Raw genomic sequence first — 14774 nt, 5'->3', positions numbered from 1 at the left:
AGGATTTTACGATGTCACGTATCGGCAAAAGGCCGGTGGCGATCCCGTCGGGTGTGACGGCAAGCGTCGAGGGCCAGACGGTGAAGGTGAAGGGGCCGAAGGGCCAGCTTCAGTTCGTCGTGCATGACGACGTCGAGGTGAAGTTCGAGAACGGCCAGGTCAAGGTCGCTCCGCGCGTCAAGACCAACCGTGCGCAGGCGATGTACGGAACCGCGCGCGCGCAGGTCGCCAACCTCGTCGAGGGCGTCACCAAGGGCTTCGAGAAGAAGCTCGAGATCACCGGCGTCGGTTACCGTGCCGCGATGCAGGGCAAGAACCTGCAGCTCGCGCTCGGCTACAGCCACGACGTGGTCTACGCGATCCCGGAAGGCATCACCATCGCGGTGCCGAAGCCGACCGAGATCACGATCACCGGCAACGATCCGCAGCGCGTCGGCCAGGTCGCCGCCGAGATCCGCGCCTACCGTCCGCCGGAGCCCTACAAGGGCAAGGGCGTGAAGTACGCCAACGAATTCATCTTCCGCAAGGAAGGCAAGAAGAAGTAACGGAGCCGGTCATGTCACTCAAGGTTACGAATGCCCGGCGCAAGCAGCGCGTCCGCCTTGCGCTTCGCCGCTCGGCAGGCGGCCGTCCGCGGCTGTCGGTGTTCCGCTCGTCCAAGCACATCTACGCCCAGGTCATCGACGACCAAAAGGGCGAGACGCTCGCGTCCGCCTCGTCGCTGGAGAAGAACCTGCGCGACGCCGGCAAGACCGGCGCCGACATCGATGCGGCGAAGGCCGTCGGCAAGCTGCTGGCGGAACGCGCGGCGCAGAAGGGTGTCAAGGAAGTCGTGTTCGATCGCGGCGCCTACATCTATCACGGGCGCGTCAAGGCGCTCGCGGATGCGGCGCGCGAAGGCGGATTGAGCTTCTAAACTTTACGAACGATTACCAGGATAGAGGCGTCAGGCCTCCTAGAGATTGGAAAACACCATGGCAGGTGAACGCGAACGCGGCGGACGCGAACGGAGCAGGGATCGCGAGGAGCGCGACAGCGAGTTCGTCGACAAGCTCGTCCACATCAATCGCGTGGCGAAGGTCGTCAAGGGCGGCAAGCGCTTCGGCTTTGCGGCGCTGGTCGTGATCGGCGATCAGAAGGGCCGGGTCGGTTTCGGCCACGGCAAGGCGCGCGAAGTTCCGGAAGCAATCCGCAAGGCGACCGAATCTGCGAAGCGGAACCTGACGCGGGTCGCGCTGCGCGAAGGCCGCACGCTGCATCACGACATCGCCGGCCGTCACGGCGCCGGCCGCGTCTATCTGCGTGCCGCTCCGGCCGGTACCGGCATCATCGCCGGCGGCCCGATGCGCGCGGTGTTCGAGACGCTCGGCATCCAGGACGTGGTGGCGAAGTCGATCGGCTCGTCGAATCCCTACAACATGGTTCGCGCAACGTTCGACGCGCTGAAGCATCAGGATTCGCCGCGCTCGGTGGCCGCGCGCCGCAACATCAAGGTCTCCACCCTGCAGTCGCGCCGCGTCGGCGGTGACGCCGAAGTGGTGGCGGAATAACCCCGCGCGATTAGCCAGCGCGCTATTTGGAGTTACTGTCATGGCCCAGGCCAGCAAGACCATCAAGGTCGAGCAGATCGGCAGCGCAATCCGCCGCCATCACTCGCAGCGTTCGACGCTGATCGGCCTCAAGCTCAACAAGATCGGCCGGGTTGCCGAGCTGCAGGACACCCCTGAAGTTCGCGGCATGATCAGCAAAGTCCAGCATCTCGTCCGCGTCGTCGGCGAGTAAGCAGAGATAAGGAGAAGGGCGATGAAGCTCAGCGATATCGCCGACAACGCCGGCTCGCGCAAGAAGCGCATGCGTGTCGGCCGTGGCATCGGTTCCGGCAAGGGCAAGACCTCGGGCCGCGGCGGCAAGGGCCAGACCGCGCGTTCGGGCGTCCGCATCAAGGGTTTCGAAGGCGGCCAGATGCCGATGCATCGCCGCCTGCCGAAGCGCGGCTTCAACAACATCTTCCGGCTCGACTTCGCCGAGATCAATCTCGACCGTCTGCAGGAAGCGATCGACAACAAGCTGGTCGATGCAAGCGCGACGGTGAACGTCGAGTCGCTGGTGAAGGCCGGCGTGCTGCGCCGCGCCAAGGACGGCCTGCGGCTGCTCGGCCGCGGCGAGATCAAGACCAAGCTGACCATCGAAGCGCACGGCGCCTCCAAGTCGGCGATTGCTGCGGTCGAGAAGGCCGGCGGCTCGGTCAAGATCCTGGCCCCCGCCAAGGACGAAGGCGAGGCGGCGTAACATCTGCGTCATTGCCCGCGGCCTGCGCGGGCAATCCGCAGATCGAATGATGGACTTATCGAGGCCGAGCACCAGATAATGTCCGGTGTCTGCCGACGGCCCGAGAGAACGAGTTTCTTGGGGGCGTCGGCGAAGCGGGCTCCGGGAGAAAGCCGAACATGGTCTCAGCAGCCGAACAACTTGCCGCAAACCTCAATTTCGGACAGCTGGCGAAAGCCGACGAGCTGAAGAAGCGCATCTGGTTCACCCTGGGTGCGCTGCTTGTTTATCGGCTGGGCACCTATATCCCGCTGCCGGGCATCGATCCCAACATCTGGGAGCAGGTGTTCCGCAGCCAGTCCGGCGGCATCCTCGGCATGTTCAACATGTTCGCCGGCGGTGGCATCCACCGCATGGCGATCTTTGCGCTGAACATCATGCCGTACATTTCGGCATCGATCATCGTCCAGCTGCTGACCACCGTGTCGCCGCAACTCGAGGCGCTCAAGAAGGAAGGCGAGGCGGGCCGCAAGACGCTGAACCAGTACACCCGCTATCTGACGGTGATCCTGGCGCTGTTCCAGTCCTACGGCATCGCGATCGGCCTCGAAGGCGCCGGCAATGTCGTCAGCGACCCCGGCATGTTCTTCCGGATCTCGACCGCGATCACGCTGACCGGCGGCACCATGTTCCTGATGTGGCTCGGCGAGCAGATCACCTCGCGCGGCATCGGCAACGGTATCTCGCTGATCATCCTGTCCGGCATCGTCGCCGAGCTGCCGTCGGCGCTCGCCAACATGCTGGAACTCGGCCGCCAGGGCGCGATGTCGACCGGCTTGATCCTGATCGTCATCGTGATGGCGGTCGCCGTGATCGCCTTCATCGTGTTCATGGAGCGTGCGCAGCGCCGGCTGCTGATCCAGTATCCGAAACGCCAGGTCGGCAACAAGATGTTCGAGGGCCAGTCCTCGCATCTGCCGCTCAAGCTCAACACCTCGGGCGTGATTCCGCCGATCTTCGCTTCGTCGCTGCTGCTGCTGCCGACCACGGTTGCGAACTTCAACGCCGGCAAGGGGCCGGAGTGGTTCCAGTGGCTCACCACCCAGCTCAGCCACGGCCGGCCGCTGTTCCTGCTGATGTATCTCGCGCTGATCGTGTTCTTCGCCTTCTTCTACACCGCGATCGTGTTCAACCCGACCGAGACCGCGGACAATCTGAAGAAGCATGGCGGCTTCATTCCGGGCATCCGGCCCGGTGAGCGCACCGCCGAATACATCGACTACGTGCTGTCGCGCATCACGGTGCTCGGTGCGATCTATCTCGCGATCGTCTGTCTTATTCCTGAAATTCTGATTTCCTACGCCTCGGTCCCGTTCTACTTTGGCGGCACTTCGCTCCTGATCGTCGTCAGCGTAACGATGGATACGGTGTCGCAGGTGCAGGGCTATCTGCTCGCTCATCAGTATGAAGGGTTGATCAGGAAGTCGAAGCTCAGGGGAGGCCGCCGCCGCTGATCGCGGCGCGGCTTCAAACTCAAAACACAGGTGTGCGGACGTCGCCCACCTAGCCGGGGGGCGAAACAGATATGAGATTGATCCTTTTGGGGCCGCCGGGCTCGGGCAAGGGAACCCAGGCGCAGCGGCTGGTGCACCGGCATGGCATCGTTCAGCTCTCGACCGGCGAGATGCTGCGCGCGGCCGCTGCCGCAGGCACTCCGGTCGGCTTGCAGGCCAAGGAGATCATGTCCAATGGCGGGCTGGTTCCCGACGAGGTCGTGGTGGGAATCATCGCCGACCGAATCGAGGAGCCCGACGCCAAGAAGGGCTTCATTCTCGACGGCTTCCCGCGCACCGTGCCGCAGGCGGAGGCCCTCGACGAGCTGCTCCGGAAAAAGCACCTCAAGCTCGACGCCGTCGTCGAGCTGCGCGTCAACGAGAGCGCGCTGCTCGCCCGCGTCGAGAAGCGTGCCGAGGAAACCCGCGCGCGCGGCGAGGAAGTGCGCCTCGACGATACGCCGGAAGTGCTGACCAAGCGCCTGGCGCAGTACCGCTCGCTGACGGAACCGCTGATTCACTATTACTCGGAGCGGCGGAAGCTTCTGACGGTCGACGGCATGATGACCATCGAGCACGTCACCCGCGAGATCAACCGGATCCTGACTGCGCTCGGCGCGCTGGAACCGAAGGAGCACGAGGAAGCCAGGAGCGCCTCGAAGGCGTCCAAGACGGCCAAGAAGACCGCGAAGCAGCCGACCAAGAAGGCAGCTAAATCGGCCAAAACGGCCGCCAAACCGGCCCGTAAGGCCGCCAAGGGGGCCTCAAAGCCGGCCTCCAAGGGCAAAGCTGCCAAGAAGGCGAAGCAGCCGGCCAGGAAGACCGTGAAGAAGGCCGCAAAGCAGGCCGCCCGTGCCGCGAATGCCCGGAAGGGGGCAAAAGCCGCCAAAAAGGCAGCAAAAAAGCTCACGAAAAAGCGAGCTAAACGCTAGGAGCGGTTGACGAAACCGACATGAATCCTTTAATAAGCCCCGCATCCAAGTTGGATAGTTTTATGACGATGCCGGGCCCCGAAGGACATGAGGGGAAGGGCGTCGTGTTCGCGTTTGTGGACACAAGCCCGCAGAGAGCAAGAACTTGAGAAGCCCGCATCCGTGATGGATCGGCGACAGGAGAGAAGTCCGTGGCCCGTATTGCCGGCGTCAACATTCCTACCAACAAGCGCGTGCTGATCGCGCTTCAGTACATCCATGGTATCGGCCAGAAGAACGCGGCCGACATCATCGAGAAGGTCAAGATCCCGGCGGACCGTCGTGTCAGCCAGTTGACCGACCAGGAGGTCCTGCAGATCCGCGAAGTCATCGACCGCGACTATCTGGTCGAGGGCGACCTCCGTCGTGAGGTCGGCATCAACATCAAGCGGCTGATGGACCTCGGCTGCTATCGCGGCCTGCGTCATCGCCGTGGTCTGCCGGTGCGCGGCCAGCGCACCCACACCAATGCGCGCACGCGCAAGGGGCCGGCCAAGGCGATCGCCGGCAAGAAGAAGTAAGTTTTACGAATTGCAGGTGGGGGGTAGCGAATCGAAAATTCGCTACTCGCCATTTGCGTTTTGAGGTGTAGCCGCTGGCACTACGGCGGCGTTGAGATCACAGGAAAGGTTTGAAATGGGCAAGGAAGCCACCCGCGTACGTCGCCGCGAACGCAAGAACATCGCCTCCGGCATCGCGCACGTGAATTCGTCGTTCAACAACACGACCATCACCATCACCGACGCGCAGGGCAACACCATCGCCTGGTCGTCGGCCGGCACGATGGGCTTCAAGGGCTCGCGCAAGTCGACCCCCTATGCCGCGCAGGTCGCGGCCGAAGACGTCTCCAAGAAGGCGCAGGAACACGGCATGCGCACGCTGGAGGTTGAAGTGGCCGGCCCGGGTTCGGGCCGTGAGTCGGCGCTCCGTGCGCTGCAGGCTGCGGGCTTCACCGTCACCTCGATCCGCGATGTGACCACGATCCCGCACAATGGCTGCCGTCCGCGCAAGCGTCGGCGCGTTTGATCTGTAAATCGCGGGCGGCATCTTGCCGCCCTGCGATCGTTTTCGGAATTGACCGCGCGGACTGTTCCGCGATCTCCAACGCCAGGTTCGGCCATTCGACGGGCCCAACGACTGGCCCATGGGTGAACAAGTGACGATCCAGAAAAATTGGCAAGAACTCATTCGACCGAACAAGCTGCAGGTGACGCCGGGCTCGGACGCGAGCCGGTTCGCCACCGTGGTCGCCGAGCCGCTCGAGCGCGGCTTCGGCCAGACGCTCGGCAACGCGCTGCGCCGCATCCTGCTGTCCTCGCTGCAGGGCGCGGCGGTGCAGTCGGTGCATATCGACGGCGTGCTGCACGAGTTCTCCTCGATTGCCGGTGTCCGTGAAGACGTCACCGACATCGTCCTCAACATCAAGGACATCTCGATCAAGATGCAGGGCGAAGGCCCCAAGCGCATGGTCGTGAAGAAGCAGGGCCCGGGCGCCGTCACCGCCGGCGACATCCAGACCGTCGGCGACGTCACCGTGCTCAATCCCGACCTGCAGCTCTGCACGCTGGACGACGGCGCCGAGATCCGCATGGAGTTCACGGTCGCGACCGGCAAGGGCTATGTCGCCGCCGAGCGCAACCGTCCCGAGGATGCGCCGATCGGCCTGATCCCGGTCGACAGCCTGTTCTCGCCGGTCCGCAAGGTCTCCTACAAGGTCGAGAACACCCGTGAGGGCCAGATCCTCGACTACGACAAGCTGACCATGACGATCGAGACCAACGGCGCGATCACGCCGGAGGACGCGGTGGCCTATGCTGCACGCATCCTGCAGGATCAGCTCAACGTGTTCGTCAACTTCGAAGAGCCGCGCAAGGAAGTCACGCAGGAGATCATCCCCGATCTCGCGTTCAACCCGGCATTCCTCAAGAAGGTCGACGAGCTCGAATTGTCGGTGCGTTCGGCAAACTGCCTGAAGAACGACAACATCGTCTACATCGGCGACCTCGTGCAGAAGTCGGAAGCGGAAATGCTCCGTACCCCGAACTTCGGCCGCAAGTCGCTGAACGAGATCAAAGAAGTGCTGGCCCAGATGGGTCTGCACCTCGGCATGGAAGTGCCGGGCTGGCCGCCGGAGAACATCGACGAGCTCGCCAAGCGCTTCGAGGATCACTACTGATCCGATTCAATCATCATGGCCGGGCTCTCCCGGCCATGATTCCAACGGGCGAACGCAGGCAGCCCACCTGAGCAACATGTCCGACGAACCGTCGCGGCAGATTACAAAGTAAGGAATAGTCAATGCGTCACGGCAAGGTTCATCGGAAGCTCAACCGCACCGCCGAGCATCGGCGTGCGATGTTCGCCAACATGGCGGCCGCGCTGATCAAGCACGAGCAGATCGTCACCACGCTGCCGAAGGCCAAGGAGTTGCGGCCGATCGTCGAGAAGCTCGTCACCCTCGGCAAGAAGGGTGGGCTGGCCCTGCGCCGCCAGGCGATCTCGGAGCTGCGCGATCTCGACCAGGTCAAGAAGCTGTTCGACACGCTGGCGACCCGCTACAAGGACCGCCAGGGCGGCTACACCCGCATCATCAAGGCCGGCTTCCGCTACGGCGACAACGCGGCGATGGCCGTGATCGAGTTCGTCGACCGCGACGTCGATGCCAAGGGCCAGGACTCCGGTCCGACCCAGGACAAGGAAGCCGAGGCGGCGTAAGCCGCTCTTGAGCCAAGGTTTTGAAAATGGCGCCCTCGGGCGCCGTTTTTGTTTGGCCACGGTCCATCCCAGTCGTCATCCTGGCGAAAGCCAGGACCCATTACCCCAAATCTCAATTGTTGCGCGACGCTGGGGCTCAAATCCTTCTCATAATCACCTGCGGTGGCAATGGGTCCTGGCTTTCGCCAGGATGACGAGGTGTGTTCTACCTCCTCACGCGTCGGTGAGATGCAATTGCGGTGCATCGTGCCGCGCCCGATATCTCGGTCAGCATCAATGGAGATGAAGCCATGAGAATCGACCTTTCCGGAAAGACTGCGCTGGTGACCGGCTCGACCGCGGGCATCGGCAACGCCATTGCGAGGGGGCTGGTCGACACCGGCGCCGAGGTCGTCATCAACGGCCGCAGTCAAGCCAAGGTCGATGCGGCGGTCGCCGCGATCGAGAAGGCGGTGCCGGGCGCCAAGGTCCGCGGCATTGCCGCCGACGTCTCGACATCGGCCGGCTGCCGGGCGTTGCTCGCGGCGCTGCCGGACGTCGACATCCTCGTCAACAATGCCGGCATCTTCGAGCCGAAGGGCTTCTTCGACATTCCCGACGAGGACTGGAGCCGCTTCTTCGAGGTCAACGTGATGTCGGGCGTGCGGCTGTCGCGCGGTTACATGCAGGGCATGCTGAAGCGCAACTGGGGCCGCATCGTCTTCATCTCCTCGGAATCCGGCCTCAACATCCCGACCGAGATGATCCATTACGGCACGAGCAAGACCGCGCAGCTGGCGATCGCACGCGGGCTCGCGCAGCTGACCCGCGGCACCGCCGTCACCGTCAACTCCGTGCTGCCCGGACCGACCATGTCCGAAGGTGTCGAGACCTTCGTCAAGGATCTTGCCAAGCAGAACGGCCAGTCGGTCGAGGAGGCGGCCTCCAACTTCGTCAAGCAGCACCGGCCGACCTCGCTGTTGCAGCGCTTTGCCAGCACCGAGGAGATCGCCAACCTTGTCGTCTATGTCTGCTCGAAGCAGGCCTCCGCGACCAACGGCGCGGCGCTGCGCGCCGAGGGCGGCATCGTCAACACCATCGCCTGAGGCGCGGCCATGTCAGCCTATGTGATTTCCGAGGTCGACGTGAGGGACGCCGCAGGCTTCGAGGCTTATCGCACGATCGCGGCCAAGGCGATCGCGCAGTATGGCGGGCGCTATCTCGTGCGCGGCGGTGCCGCCGAAGCGGTCGAAGGCGGACCGCCGCCAAAGAACATCATCGTCGTCGAATTCCCGTCGATGGCGCGGCTGCGCGAGTGGTACGCGTCACCGGAATACGCCGAGGCGCTCAAGCATCGGCGGACCGCGTTGGACCGCCGGCTGATCTTCGTCGAAGGCGTTGTGCCGAGCTAGGCTTTGGCCCCGTCGAGGAACTCGCTGAAGCCCGAGGGCCGATAGGGGCCGAAGCATATCTGCTCCAGCACGCCAATTCCTTTCCGGTCGCCCTGGCGGGCGCGCACCACCTGTTGCACGTGCACGTTCTCGCGAGCCAGCGGATCGAGCGTTGCAGGATCGAACGACTCGCCGCCGATCTCGAGCTCACCCTTCCACATGCCCTGGCCCCATTGCGGATGACCGTAGCCGAGGCCCTTCATCTGGAATTTCAGGATCGGGTCGAGTGCGATGGTCGAGGTGTGACCGTCGATGTCGACCAGGTCGATCTCGGCTGACTGCGCAAGGCGCGTGTTCGGGACGTATTTGACGCGGTGCCGCGCGGTTGCCATGCGGCGGTCGCGCCCATCGACGACGCTGGGGATCTCGGCCTCGCTTCGGTAGAGCGGCGCGGTGATGCCCTCGCGGACCAGCGCCTCGCCCTGCGTCCCGTCGAAGAAGATGGCGTGCGAGATGTGGTCGTCCCAGACCAACGGCGCCCAAAGGAAGAACACGCTCGGCGGCGGCATCGGCGCGCCGCCGACGTCGCGTTCGCCGACATTGCGAACTCCCCAGGAGCGATCCTTGGTCCCGTAGCAGGTGTGATTGTCGACCTTGATCTCGCCGTCGGGGTGGCGCACGACGCCGCTCCAGCGGCCGAACTGGTCGAACCGGGTCGAATCCATCGCGCGGCGGTCGCCGGACCAAAGCGTCTGGCGCGCTTCCTGGATCGCGGCCGTGCGCGCGGAGAAGGTCAGGTCGCAGGCGAGGCCCGTCGCATTGTCGTCGAGCACGACCCGCGTCCGCCGCATCGGTTCGATGACCTCAAGCCTGAACGGGCCGACCTGCATCTCGGTGCGTTCAAGCGGCGCCCGCCGCGAACCGTAGAAGCAATGTTGACGTCCGCCGCGCTCCACAACGCTGAAGGCGCAATCGAGGATCTTGCGGTGCGGGTAGATCGCGATGCCGATGCCGAAATAATACGCGCCGTCCGCGGTGTAGCCGTTGAACCAGGTTCGGTCATAGACATTGCGGTCACTGGTCGAGGGAACCGCGATCGGCTCCGGCGTCTGGTGGATGGGGAAGTCGTCCAGTTTGTTGAGCACGCCGATCCCTTTCGCTGTCTTGACGCGTTGTCTTCACGCGGACGATTTCGCTCGATAGCGCTTCAGTCCTGCCAGTATGAAAAACTGTCGTGGTCCAGCGCTTGCGCGCAGGCGCCACGGGTCATTTTCAGGAACAGTGCGTCGCCCCGCTCGGAGCGCTGGACGCTGAGCGCCGAGACGACGCCCATCATGATGCCATGCAGCGTGTAGCGCCGGTAATCCCGCCAGCAATCATCCCAGCCATAGTCCCGCACGCCGCGCCGGATCAGCTCGGAATGATAGAACCGCACCAGGTCGGCTTCATGGAGCCGCCGTTCGGACGGATCGATACCGGCCGACAGGAAATAAGCCACGTCGACGATGCCTGGCCCCACCGTCAGCGTCTGCCAGTCCAGCGTGGCCATCGGACGGGTGTTGCCGCGCACCTCGAACAGCATGTTGTCGAGCCGGAAGTCCGCATGCTGCAGCGTTCGCGGCACCGATCGATCGGACTGGTAGCGCGGTATCGCGTCCGGAAGCCGGTCGATCAGATCCAGGAATTCCGGCTCGATCACGCCGTGATATCGCTCCTCGTAGTGACCGATGATGCCGGGCAGCACCGCGCGAAGATCCCTGCGCCGGCTTGCGGCGACCACGAAGCATTGCACCGCGTCGAGCGTCGGGTCGTTCCATCGCGGCGCATGCAGCGCGGCGGCCTCACGCATCGCCGTCAGGCAGTCCGCGATCGCGCATCCGGCGAGCTGGTCGCCCGGGCGTGCGGGCGCCAGATCTTCCAGGATCAGTGTGAAGTCGTCGGTCGCCGGATCGATTTCGGCGAGGATCGGCCGCGGCGTGTGAATGTCGACGGTGGCCGCCAGCTCGCGATAGAACGCGACCTCGCGGACATAAAGCGTGTGCGCGGAACCGGATCGGCGGCTGTCGGGATCTGCGGCCGGGAATTTGCCGACGACGCTTGCGGGCGCGTTCGGCTCGTCGCCGTCATAGCTCAGATGAAATCGATAGCTGTCGCCGACGAGGCCATTGCCGACCGGCTTGCAGGCGAGATCGACGACCCTGACCTGGTCGATCACACCGGCTGCGCGCAGCGCCCGCGTCATCCACTCCGGATCGATCCGCGACGGATCGGCCGTGAGCAAACTCATCGGTTTCCTCCCATCGCCATGTATCCCTTGGGGCGTCACCACCGTTCCGGCCGCGTCTCGCGCGGCCGGATTGAGGACGGGGTGATCGTTGCGCAAATCATACAGGCGATGTCATGGCTTTGGCAAAGCCACGCGCCGGCCTGTGGGGATATCTCGCGAATTGGTCGGTGCGTAGGGCGGGTTAGCGTTAGCGTAACCCGCCGTTCGCAGAGCAAAAAAGGTGGTGGGTTACGCTGCGCTAACCCACCCTACGCATTTGTGCTTACCAGCCCTCCAGCACGATCTTGCCGCGCGACTTGCCGCTCTCCAGCAGCGCATGGGCGCGCTTGAGGTTGGCGGCGTTGATGGTGCCAAAAGTCTGGTCGAGCGTGGTGCGCAGCACGCCCTTGTCGATCAGGTCGGCAACGTCGTTCAGCAGATGATGCTGCGCGATCATGTCAGGCGTCTGGAACGACGAGCGCGTGAACATCGATTCCCAGTGCACCGACACCGCCTTGCCCTTGAATGCGGCGACGTTGAATTCGGCGGGATCGTCGATCAAGCCGAACTTGCCCTGCGGCGCGATGAAGTCGGCGATCGACTTGTAGTGCTGGTCGGTGAAGGTGAGGCTGGCGACGAGGCCGACCGGCGGCAGCTTGAGCTTCTCGATCTGCTCCTTCATCGGCTGCGAGTGGTCGATCACCGCATGCGCACCGAGATCGCGGCACCACTTCTGAGACTCCGGCCGCGTCGCGGTCGCAACCACGGTCAGCCCGGTGAGGCGGCGCGCAAGCTGGATCAGGATCGAGCCGACGCCGCCGGCGCCACCGGTGATCAGCAGCGTGCGCGGATCGAGGCTCTTGCCCGGCACTGCGCCGAGCCGGTCGAACAGCAGCTCCCACGCGGTGATCGAGGTCAGGGGCAGGGCGGCGGCCTGCGCGAACGACAGCGATGCCGGCTTGTTGCCGACGATGCGCTCGTCCACCAGATGAAATTCCGAATTGGTGCCCTGGCGCTGGATCGAGCCCGCGTAGAACACTTCATCGCCGGGCTTGAAGAGCGAGACGTCGGGCCCGACGGCGTCGACCACGCCGGCCGCGTCAAAGCCGAGGATCTTGTAGCTGCCGTCGGTCGGCGCCGCGCGCTTGCGCACCTTGTAGTCGACCGGGTTGGCCGAGATGGCCTTCACCGCGACGCGGATGTCGCGCCCCTTCGGTTCGGGCTTGGCGATCTCGAAATCGACGAGCGAATCCGCCGCCTCGATCGGCAGCGATTTTTGATATCCGACGGCCTTCATGCCTGGTCTCCGTGGTGGGCGATTGCCTGCCGCCTTAACTGTCGTGCTGGCGTCCTTTTGGCAAGTACTGTAAAATCAGGGAACTAGTCCCTGTTTATATACTATTGGGAAATTACCGATGAAACGGAAGAATTTCGCTCGCCGGCCGGGCTGCGCGGTCGAGGCGGCGCTCGACCTGATCGACGGCAAATGGAAGGGCGTGATCCTGTATCACCTGCAGGCCGGCACCCAGCGCTTCGGCGAGTTGCGGCGGCGGATGCCCGGCATCACCCAGCGCATGCTGACCAAGCAGCTTCGTGCGCTCGAGGACGATGGCCTCGTGAACCGCAAGGTCTACGCCGAGGTGCCGCCGCGGGTCGAATACACGCTCTCCGAACTCGGCGAGAGCCTGCGTCCGGTGATCGATATTTTGAAAGCCTGGGGCGAGGGCCATCAGGAACGGCTGTCCTGCGCGCCGGCGCCGGAAGTCGTCGTGAAGAAGTCGAAGCGCGCGGCCTGACAATTTGTAATGAAGAAGGCCGGGAGCGGCGTGTCGCTCCCGGCCATTGTTATCGGCGCTGATCAGATCGTGTCAGAACGCAACCTGCGTGCGCAGCGCGACCGCGTCGAACTTCGAGCCGGCATCCACGGGCGAGGTCGCCGAAGCCTGCTTGGCGATGTCGCCGTGCAGGTAATTCAGCATGAAGCGGACGTTGTTGTTGACGTACCAGTTCAGCGCGGCGGTGTAGACGGTCTGCCGTCCGCCGGCGATGCCGACGGCCTGGCCGACCTGATCGTTGAGGTTCATCATGCTGACCCGGCCGGCGATTTCCCACGCGCCGATGCCGCCGCCGGCAAGCGAGAACGGATCGTGCGGTTTGATACCGCCGTAGGAAGCCGTGGCCGGATTATAGGCGTGGTTCTCGCCGGTCAGCACGTAGCCGACCTGCGCGTAACCGCCGTCGAATTTCAGGCTCGGCGCGCCGAACGGCGGCAGCCCGGTATTCGCGGAGCGGTCGACATTGAACCAATAGTACTCGCCTTGCGCGATGAACGGGCCGTAGGTCGCTGCCGCCTCGACGCCGTAGACCTGCGCGCCCGAGACGTTGGCGATCGCACCGGTCGAGATCAGCGTCGTCGGGTCGATGCGCAGCTCGGGCCGGTCGTTCAGCGTGAGCGTCTGCGCCTGCGTCAGCTGATTGCGCGGCGGCTGCACCAGCCATTCCGCATCGGCGCCGATATGCACCGAATAGTCCTTGCCGCTGATCGGATTGCCGGCGACGCGGACCACCGCGCCATACTGCTCCGATGATCCGGCCGGGGTGACGCTGGAGGCCGAGTGAATCTGGCCGGTGGTCGGTCCGGTGGCATAGCCGCCGAGCCAGAGCTGGTCGTTCCACCAGCGGGTGCCGATGGCGGAACGGAAGTCGCCGGCCGCGACGTTCTGCGCGATGATGCCGGCCGAGGCGCGCTCCATGAACAGGATGTCGTTGGAACTGGTCGACTCGTCCATGGTCCAGAGCAGGTCCATGATGCCGCCTTCGATCGCCATCTTGCCGCCGAACGGCTTCAAGCCGGTGTAGCTCAGATACGCATTTTCGACGCCGGAGGTGCCGCCGCCGGGCAGCGATCCCGGTGCCGCACCGCCGAAGCCGTCGGACGAGCCGCCGAAGTCGTAGATCAGCGCGTAATTCCAGTCGCCGAAGAACTTGCCGACGATGCCGATGCGGGCGCGGCGGAGGTTCTCGCCGCTGTCGAGCTTCTGCGGCGAGGTACTCGCGGTGTTCGGACGATAGTCGTAACCGCCGACATCCCAGTGCACGCGGCTCGTGATCGCAACGCAGTTCTGTTCATCCGCAGTACAGATCGTCGGCCGGTTGTTCGGCAACGTCACCACGACGCCCGACGGCGCGACCGGGCCCTTGACCGGGATCGCGGCGTTGGCGCTGGCGACCCGCGCGGCCTTGGCGTCCGCCGCCTTCGCGTTGGCGTTGGCGCTGGCTGCGGTCGCGGTATTGGCATTGGTCTGCTTCTGCAGCTTGTCGAGCTTCTGCTCGAGCATCTTCAGCTGCTGCTTCAGCAGCGCGATCTCCGCGTCGCTGCCGCCTCCGGCCGATTGCGAATAGGCCGGCGAGGCGGCGAGCGCCCCTGCGAGCCCGATGGCGATTGCACCAACTTTTGTCGCACCCATTGTGCACCCCTGTTGTGTTTGAATTCCCCACTCACTCACTGAAACGTCCTAGGAGTTGATCGTGACTGACGCACGACAGCGCCGCCTGGCATCGCAGTTCCGCTTGTTGTCCGCAGGCAACAAGCGGAGCGGCGCAGTGAGATGACAGTCATCATAGAAGTTTG

At 64.3% G+C, this 14774-nt stretch carries 18 protein-coding genes; 14 read left to right on the top strand and 4 right to left on the bottom strand.

Translation table 11 applies throughout. From position 1 onward, the window contains the following. Positions 1 to 11: 11 nt before the first annotated feature. The 13 genes from rplF to JQ573_RS09105 all read left to right on the top strand — a co-directional run bounded on the left by rplF (position 12) and on the right by JQ573_RS09105 (position 8898). Entirely contained in the window at positions 12 to 545 is a 534-nt protein-coding gene (gene rplF / locus JQ573_RS09165; protein WP_092114986.1) for a 50S ribosomal protein L6, read from the top strand. A gap of 11 nt (positions 546 to 556) precedes the next feature. Next, positions 557 to 916, top strand: a complete 360-nt coding sequence (rplR, locus tag JQ573_RS09160; protein ID WP_029081760.1) for a 50S ribosomal protein L18 — start codon at positions 557 to 559, stop codon at positions 914 to 916. Between the two features lie 58 nt (positions 917 to 974). After that, on the top strand, positions 975 to 1550 hold the full coding sequence (gene rpsE, locus JQ573_RS09155) for a 30S ribosomal protein S5 (RefSeq protein ID WP_028349043.1): 576 nt from the start codon (positions 975 to 977) through the stop codon (positions 1548 to 1550). A 40-nt stretch (positions 1551 to 1590) separates the two neighbouring features. Beyond that, a complete protein-coding gene (gene rpmD, locus JQ573_RS09150) occupies positions 1591 to 1782 on the top strand; it encodes a 50S ribosomal protein L30 (protein ID WP_092114985.1) in 192 nt (63 codons plus the stop codon). 21 nt (positions 1783 to 1803) lie between these two features. Continuing rightward, positions 1804 to 2289 carry a 50S ribosomal protein L15 gene (rplO, locus tag JQ573_RS09145; protein ID WP_176530648.1) on the top strand — a complete coding sequence of 162 codons (486 nt, stop codon included), beginning with the start codon at positions 1804 to 1806 and terminating at the stop codon, positions 2287 to 2289. A gap of 158 nt (positions 2290 to 2447) precedes the next feature. Beyond that, positions 2448 to 3782: a preprotein translocase subunit SecY gene (gene secY, locus JQ573_RS09140; protein ID WP_021081647.1), complete on the top strand. Its 1335-nt coding sequence runs from the start codon at positions 2448 to 2450 to the stop codon at positions 3780 to 3782. Between the two features lie 71 nt (positions 3783 to 3853). Then, positions 3854 to 4753 (top strand): adenylate kinase, encoded by a 900-nt coding sequence (locus tag JQ573_RS09135; protein ID WP_212309662.1) that lies wholly within the window; start codon positions 3854 to 3856, stop codon positions 4751 to 4753. Positions 4754 to 4944: 191 nt separating this feature from the next. Beyond that, complete coding sequence (gene rpsM / locus JQ573_RS09130) at positions 4945 to 5313, top strand: 30S ribosomal protein S13 (protein ID WP_173637151.1); 369 nt, start codon at positions 4945 to 4947, stop codon at positions 5311 to 5313. A 115-nt stretch (positions 5314 to 5428) separates the two neighbouring features. Continuing rightward, the gene (rpsK, locus tag JQ573_RS09125; protein ID WP_006021048.1) at positions 5429 to 5818 is read left to right on the top strand and encodes a 30S ribosomal protein S11; all 390 of its coding nucleotides are present in this window, start codon (positions 5429 to 5431) and stop codon (positions 5816 to 5818) included. A 118-nt stretch (positions 5819 to 5936) separates the two neighbouring features. Next, a complete protein-coding gene (locus JQ573_RS09120) occupies positions 5937 to 6968 on the top strand; it encodes a DNA-directed RNA polymerase subunit alpha (protein WP_092114981.1) in 1032 nt (343 codons plus the stop codon). 122 nt (positions 6969 to 7090) lie between these two features. Next, complete coding sequence (rplQ, locus tag JQ573_RS09115) at positions 7091 to 7507, top strand: 50S ribosomal protein L17 (protein ID WP_097675083.1); 417 nt, start codon at positions 7091 to 7093, stop codon at positions 7505 to 7507. Between the two features lie 290 nt (positions 7508 to 7797). Further along, positions 7798 to 8592, top strand: a complete 795-nt coding sequence (locus JQ573_RS09110) for an SDR family NAD(P)-dependent oxidoreductase (protein ID WP_212309661.1) — start codon at positions 7798 to 7800, stop codon at positions 8590 to 8592. 9 nt (positions 8593 to 8601) lie between these two features. Beyond that, on the top strand, positions 8602 to 8898 hold the full coding sequence (locus JQ573_RS09105; protein ID WP_212309660.1) for a DUF1330 domain-containing protein: 297 nt from the start codon (positions 8602 to 8604) through the stop codon (positions 8896 to 8898). Here the strand turns inward: JQ573_RS09105 and JQ573_RS09100 are convergent. The 3 genes from JQ573_RS09100 to JQ573_RS09090 all read right to left on the bottom strand — a co-directional run bounded on the left by JQ573_RS09100 (position 8895) and on the right by JQ573_RS09090 (position 12440). Then, entirely contained in the window at positions 8895 to 10022 is a 1128-nt protein-coding gene (locus JQ573_RS09100) for a hypothetical protein (protein WP_212309659.1), read from the bottom strand. The two genes, JQ573_RS09105 and JQ573_RS09100, sit on opposite strands and share 4 nt — an antisense overlap. A gap of 62 nt (positions 10023 to 10084) precedes the next feature. Further along, positions 10085 to 11164, bottom strand: coding sequence for a phosphotransferase (locus JQ573_RS09095; protein ID WP_212309658.1), 1080 nt, complete (start codon positions 11162 to 11164; stop codon positions 10085 to 10087). 262 nt (positions 11165 to 11426) lie between these two features. Further along, entirely contained in the window at positions 11427 to 12440 is a 1014-nt protein-coding gene (locus JQ573_RS09090; RefSeq protein ID WP_212309657.1) for a zinc-binding alcohol dehydrogenase family protein, read from the bottom strand. Between the two features lie 118 nt (positions 12441 to 12558). Between JQ573_RS09090 and JQ573_RS09085 the strand changes: the two genes are divergently transcribed. Beyond that, positions 12559 to 12939, top strand: coding sequence for a helix-turn-helix domain-containing protein (locus JQ573_RS09085; protein WP_212309656.1), 381 nt, complete (start codon positions 12559 to 12561; stop codon positions 12937 to 12939). A gap of 72 nt (positions 12940 to 13011) precedes the next feature. On the opposite strand, the gene JQ573_RS09080 is transcribed toward JQ573_RS09085, so the two are convergent. After that, complete coding sequence (locus JQ573_RS09080; RefSeq protein WP_212309655.1) at positions 13012 to 14610, bottom strand: OprO/OprP family phosphate-selective porin; 1599 nt, start codon at positions 14608 to 14610, stop codon at positions 13012 to 13014. Positions 14611 to 14774 lie beyond the last annotated feature (164 nt).

This window comes from Bradyrhizobium sp. AUGA SZCCT0105 (assembly GCF_018129565.1).
In the GTDB taxonomy this organism is placed as follows: domain Bacteria; phylum Pseudomonadota; class Alphaproteobacteria; order Rhizobiales; family Xanthobacteraceae; genus Bradyrhizobium.
Note: the sequence above shows the minus strand (reverse complement) of the source record. Positions and strands in the feature narration are given on the sequence as shown.

What these genes read in the sequence shown, in the direction of transcription:
- rplF (WP_092114986.1), top strand. Translation starts at nt 12, where the DNA reads ATGTCACGTATCGGCAAAAGGCCGGTGGCGATCCCGTCGGGTGTGACG.
- rplR (WP_029081760.1), top strand. Translation starts at nt 557, where the DNA reads ATGTCACTCAAGGTTACGAATGCCCGGCGCAAGCAGCGCGTCCGCCTT.
- rpsE (WP_028349043.1), top strand. Translation starts at nt 975, where the DNA reads ATGGCAGGTGAACGCGAACGCGGCGGACGCGAACGGAGCAGGGATCGC.
- rpmD (WP_092114985.1), top strand. Translation starts at nt 1,591, where the DNA reads ATGGCCCAGGCCAGCAAGACCATCAAGGTCGAGCAGATCGGCAGCGCA.
- rplO (WP_176530648.1), top strand. Translation starts at nt 1,804, where the DNA reads ATGAAGCTCAGCGATATCGCCGACAACGCCGGCTCGCGCAAGAAGCGC.
- secY (WP_021081647.1), top strand. Translation starts at nt 2,448, where the DNA reads ATGGTCTCAGCAGCCGAACAACTTGCCGCAAACCTCAATTTCGGACAG.
- JQ573_RS09135 (WP_212309662.1), top strand. Translation starts at nt 3,854, where the DNA reads ATGAGATTGATCCTTTTGGGGCCGCCGGGCTCGGGCAAGGGAACCCAG.
- rpsK (WP_006021048.1), top strand. Translation starts at nt 5,429, where the DNA reads ATGGGCAAGGAAGCCACCCGCGTACGTCGCCGCGAACGCAAGAACATC.
- JQ573_RS09120 (WP_092114981.1), top strand. Translation starts at nt 5,937, where the DNA reads ATGGGTGAACAAGTGACGATCCAGAAAAATTGGCAAGAACTCATTCGA.
- rplQ (WP_097675083.1), top strand. Translation starts at nt 7,091, where the DNA reads ATGCGTCACGGCAAGGTTCATCGGAAGCTCAACCGCACCGCCGAGCAT.
- JQ573_RS09110 (WP_212309661.1), top strand. Translation starts at nt 7,798, where the DNA reads ATGAGAATCGACCTTTCCGGAAAGACTGCGCTGGTGACCGGCTCGACC.
- JQ573_RS09105 (WP_212309660.1), top strand. Translation starts at nt 8,602, where the DNA reads ATGTCAGCCTATGTGATTTCCGAGGTCGACGTGAGGGACGCCGCAGGC.
- JQ573_RS09095 (WP_212309658.1), bottom strand. Translation starts at nt 11,164, where the DNA reads ATGAGTTTGCTCACGGCCGATCCGTCGCGGATCGATCCGGAGTGGATG.
- JQ573_RS09090 (WP_212309657.1), bottom strand. Translation starts at nt 12,440, where the DNA reads ATGAAGGCCGTCGGATATCAAAAATCGCTGCCGATCGAGGCGGCGGAT.
- JQ573_RS09085 (WP_212309656.1), top strand. Translation starts at nt 12,559, where the DNA reads ATGAAACGGAAGAATTTCGCTCGCCGGCCGGGCTGCGCGGTCGAGGCG.
- JQ573_RS09080 (WP_212309655.1), bottom strand. Translation starts at nt 14,610, where the DNA reads ATGGGTGCGACAAAAGTTGGTGCAATCGCCATCGGGCTCGCAGGGGCG.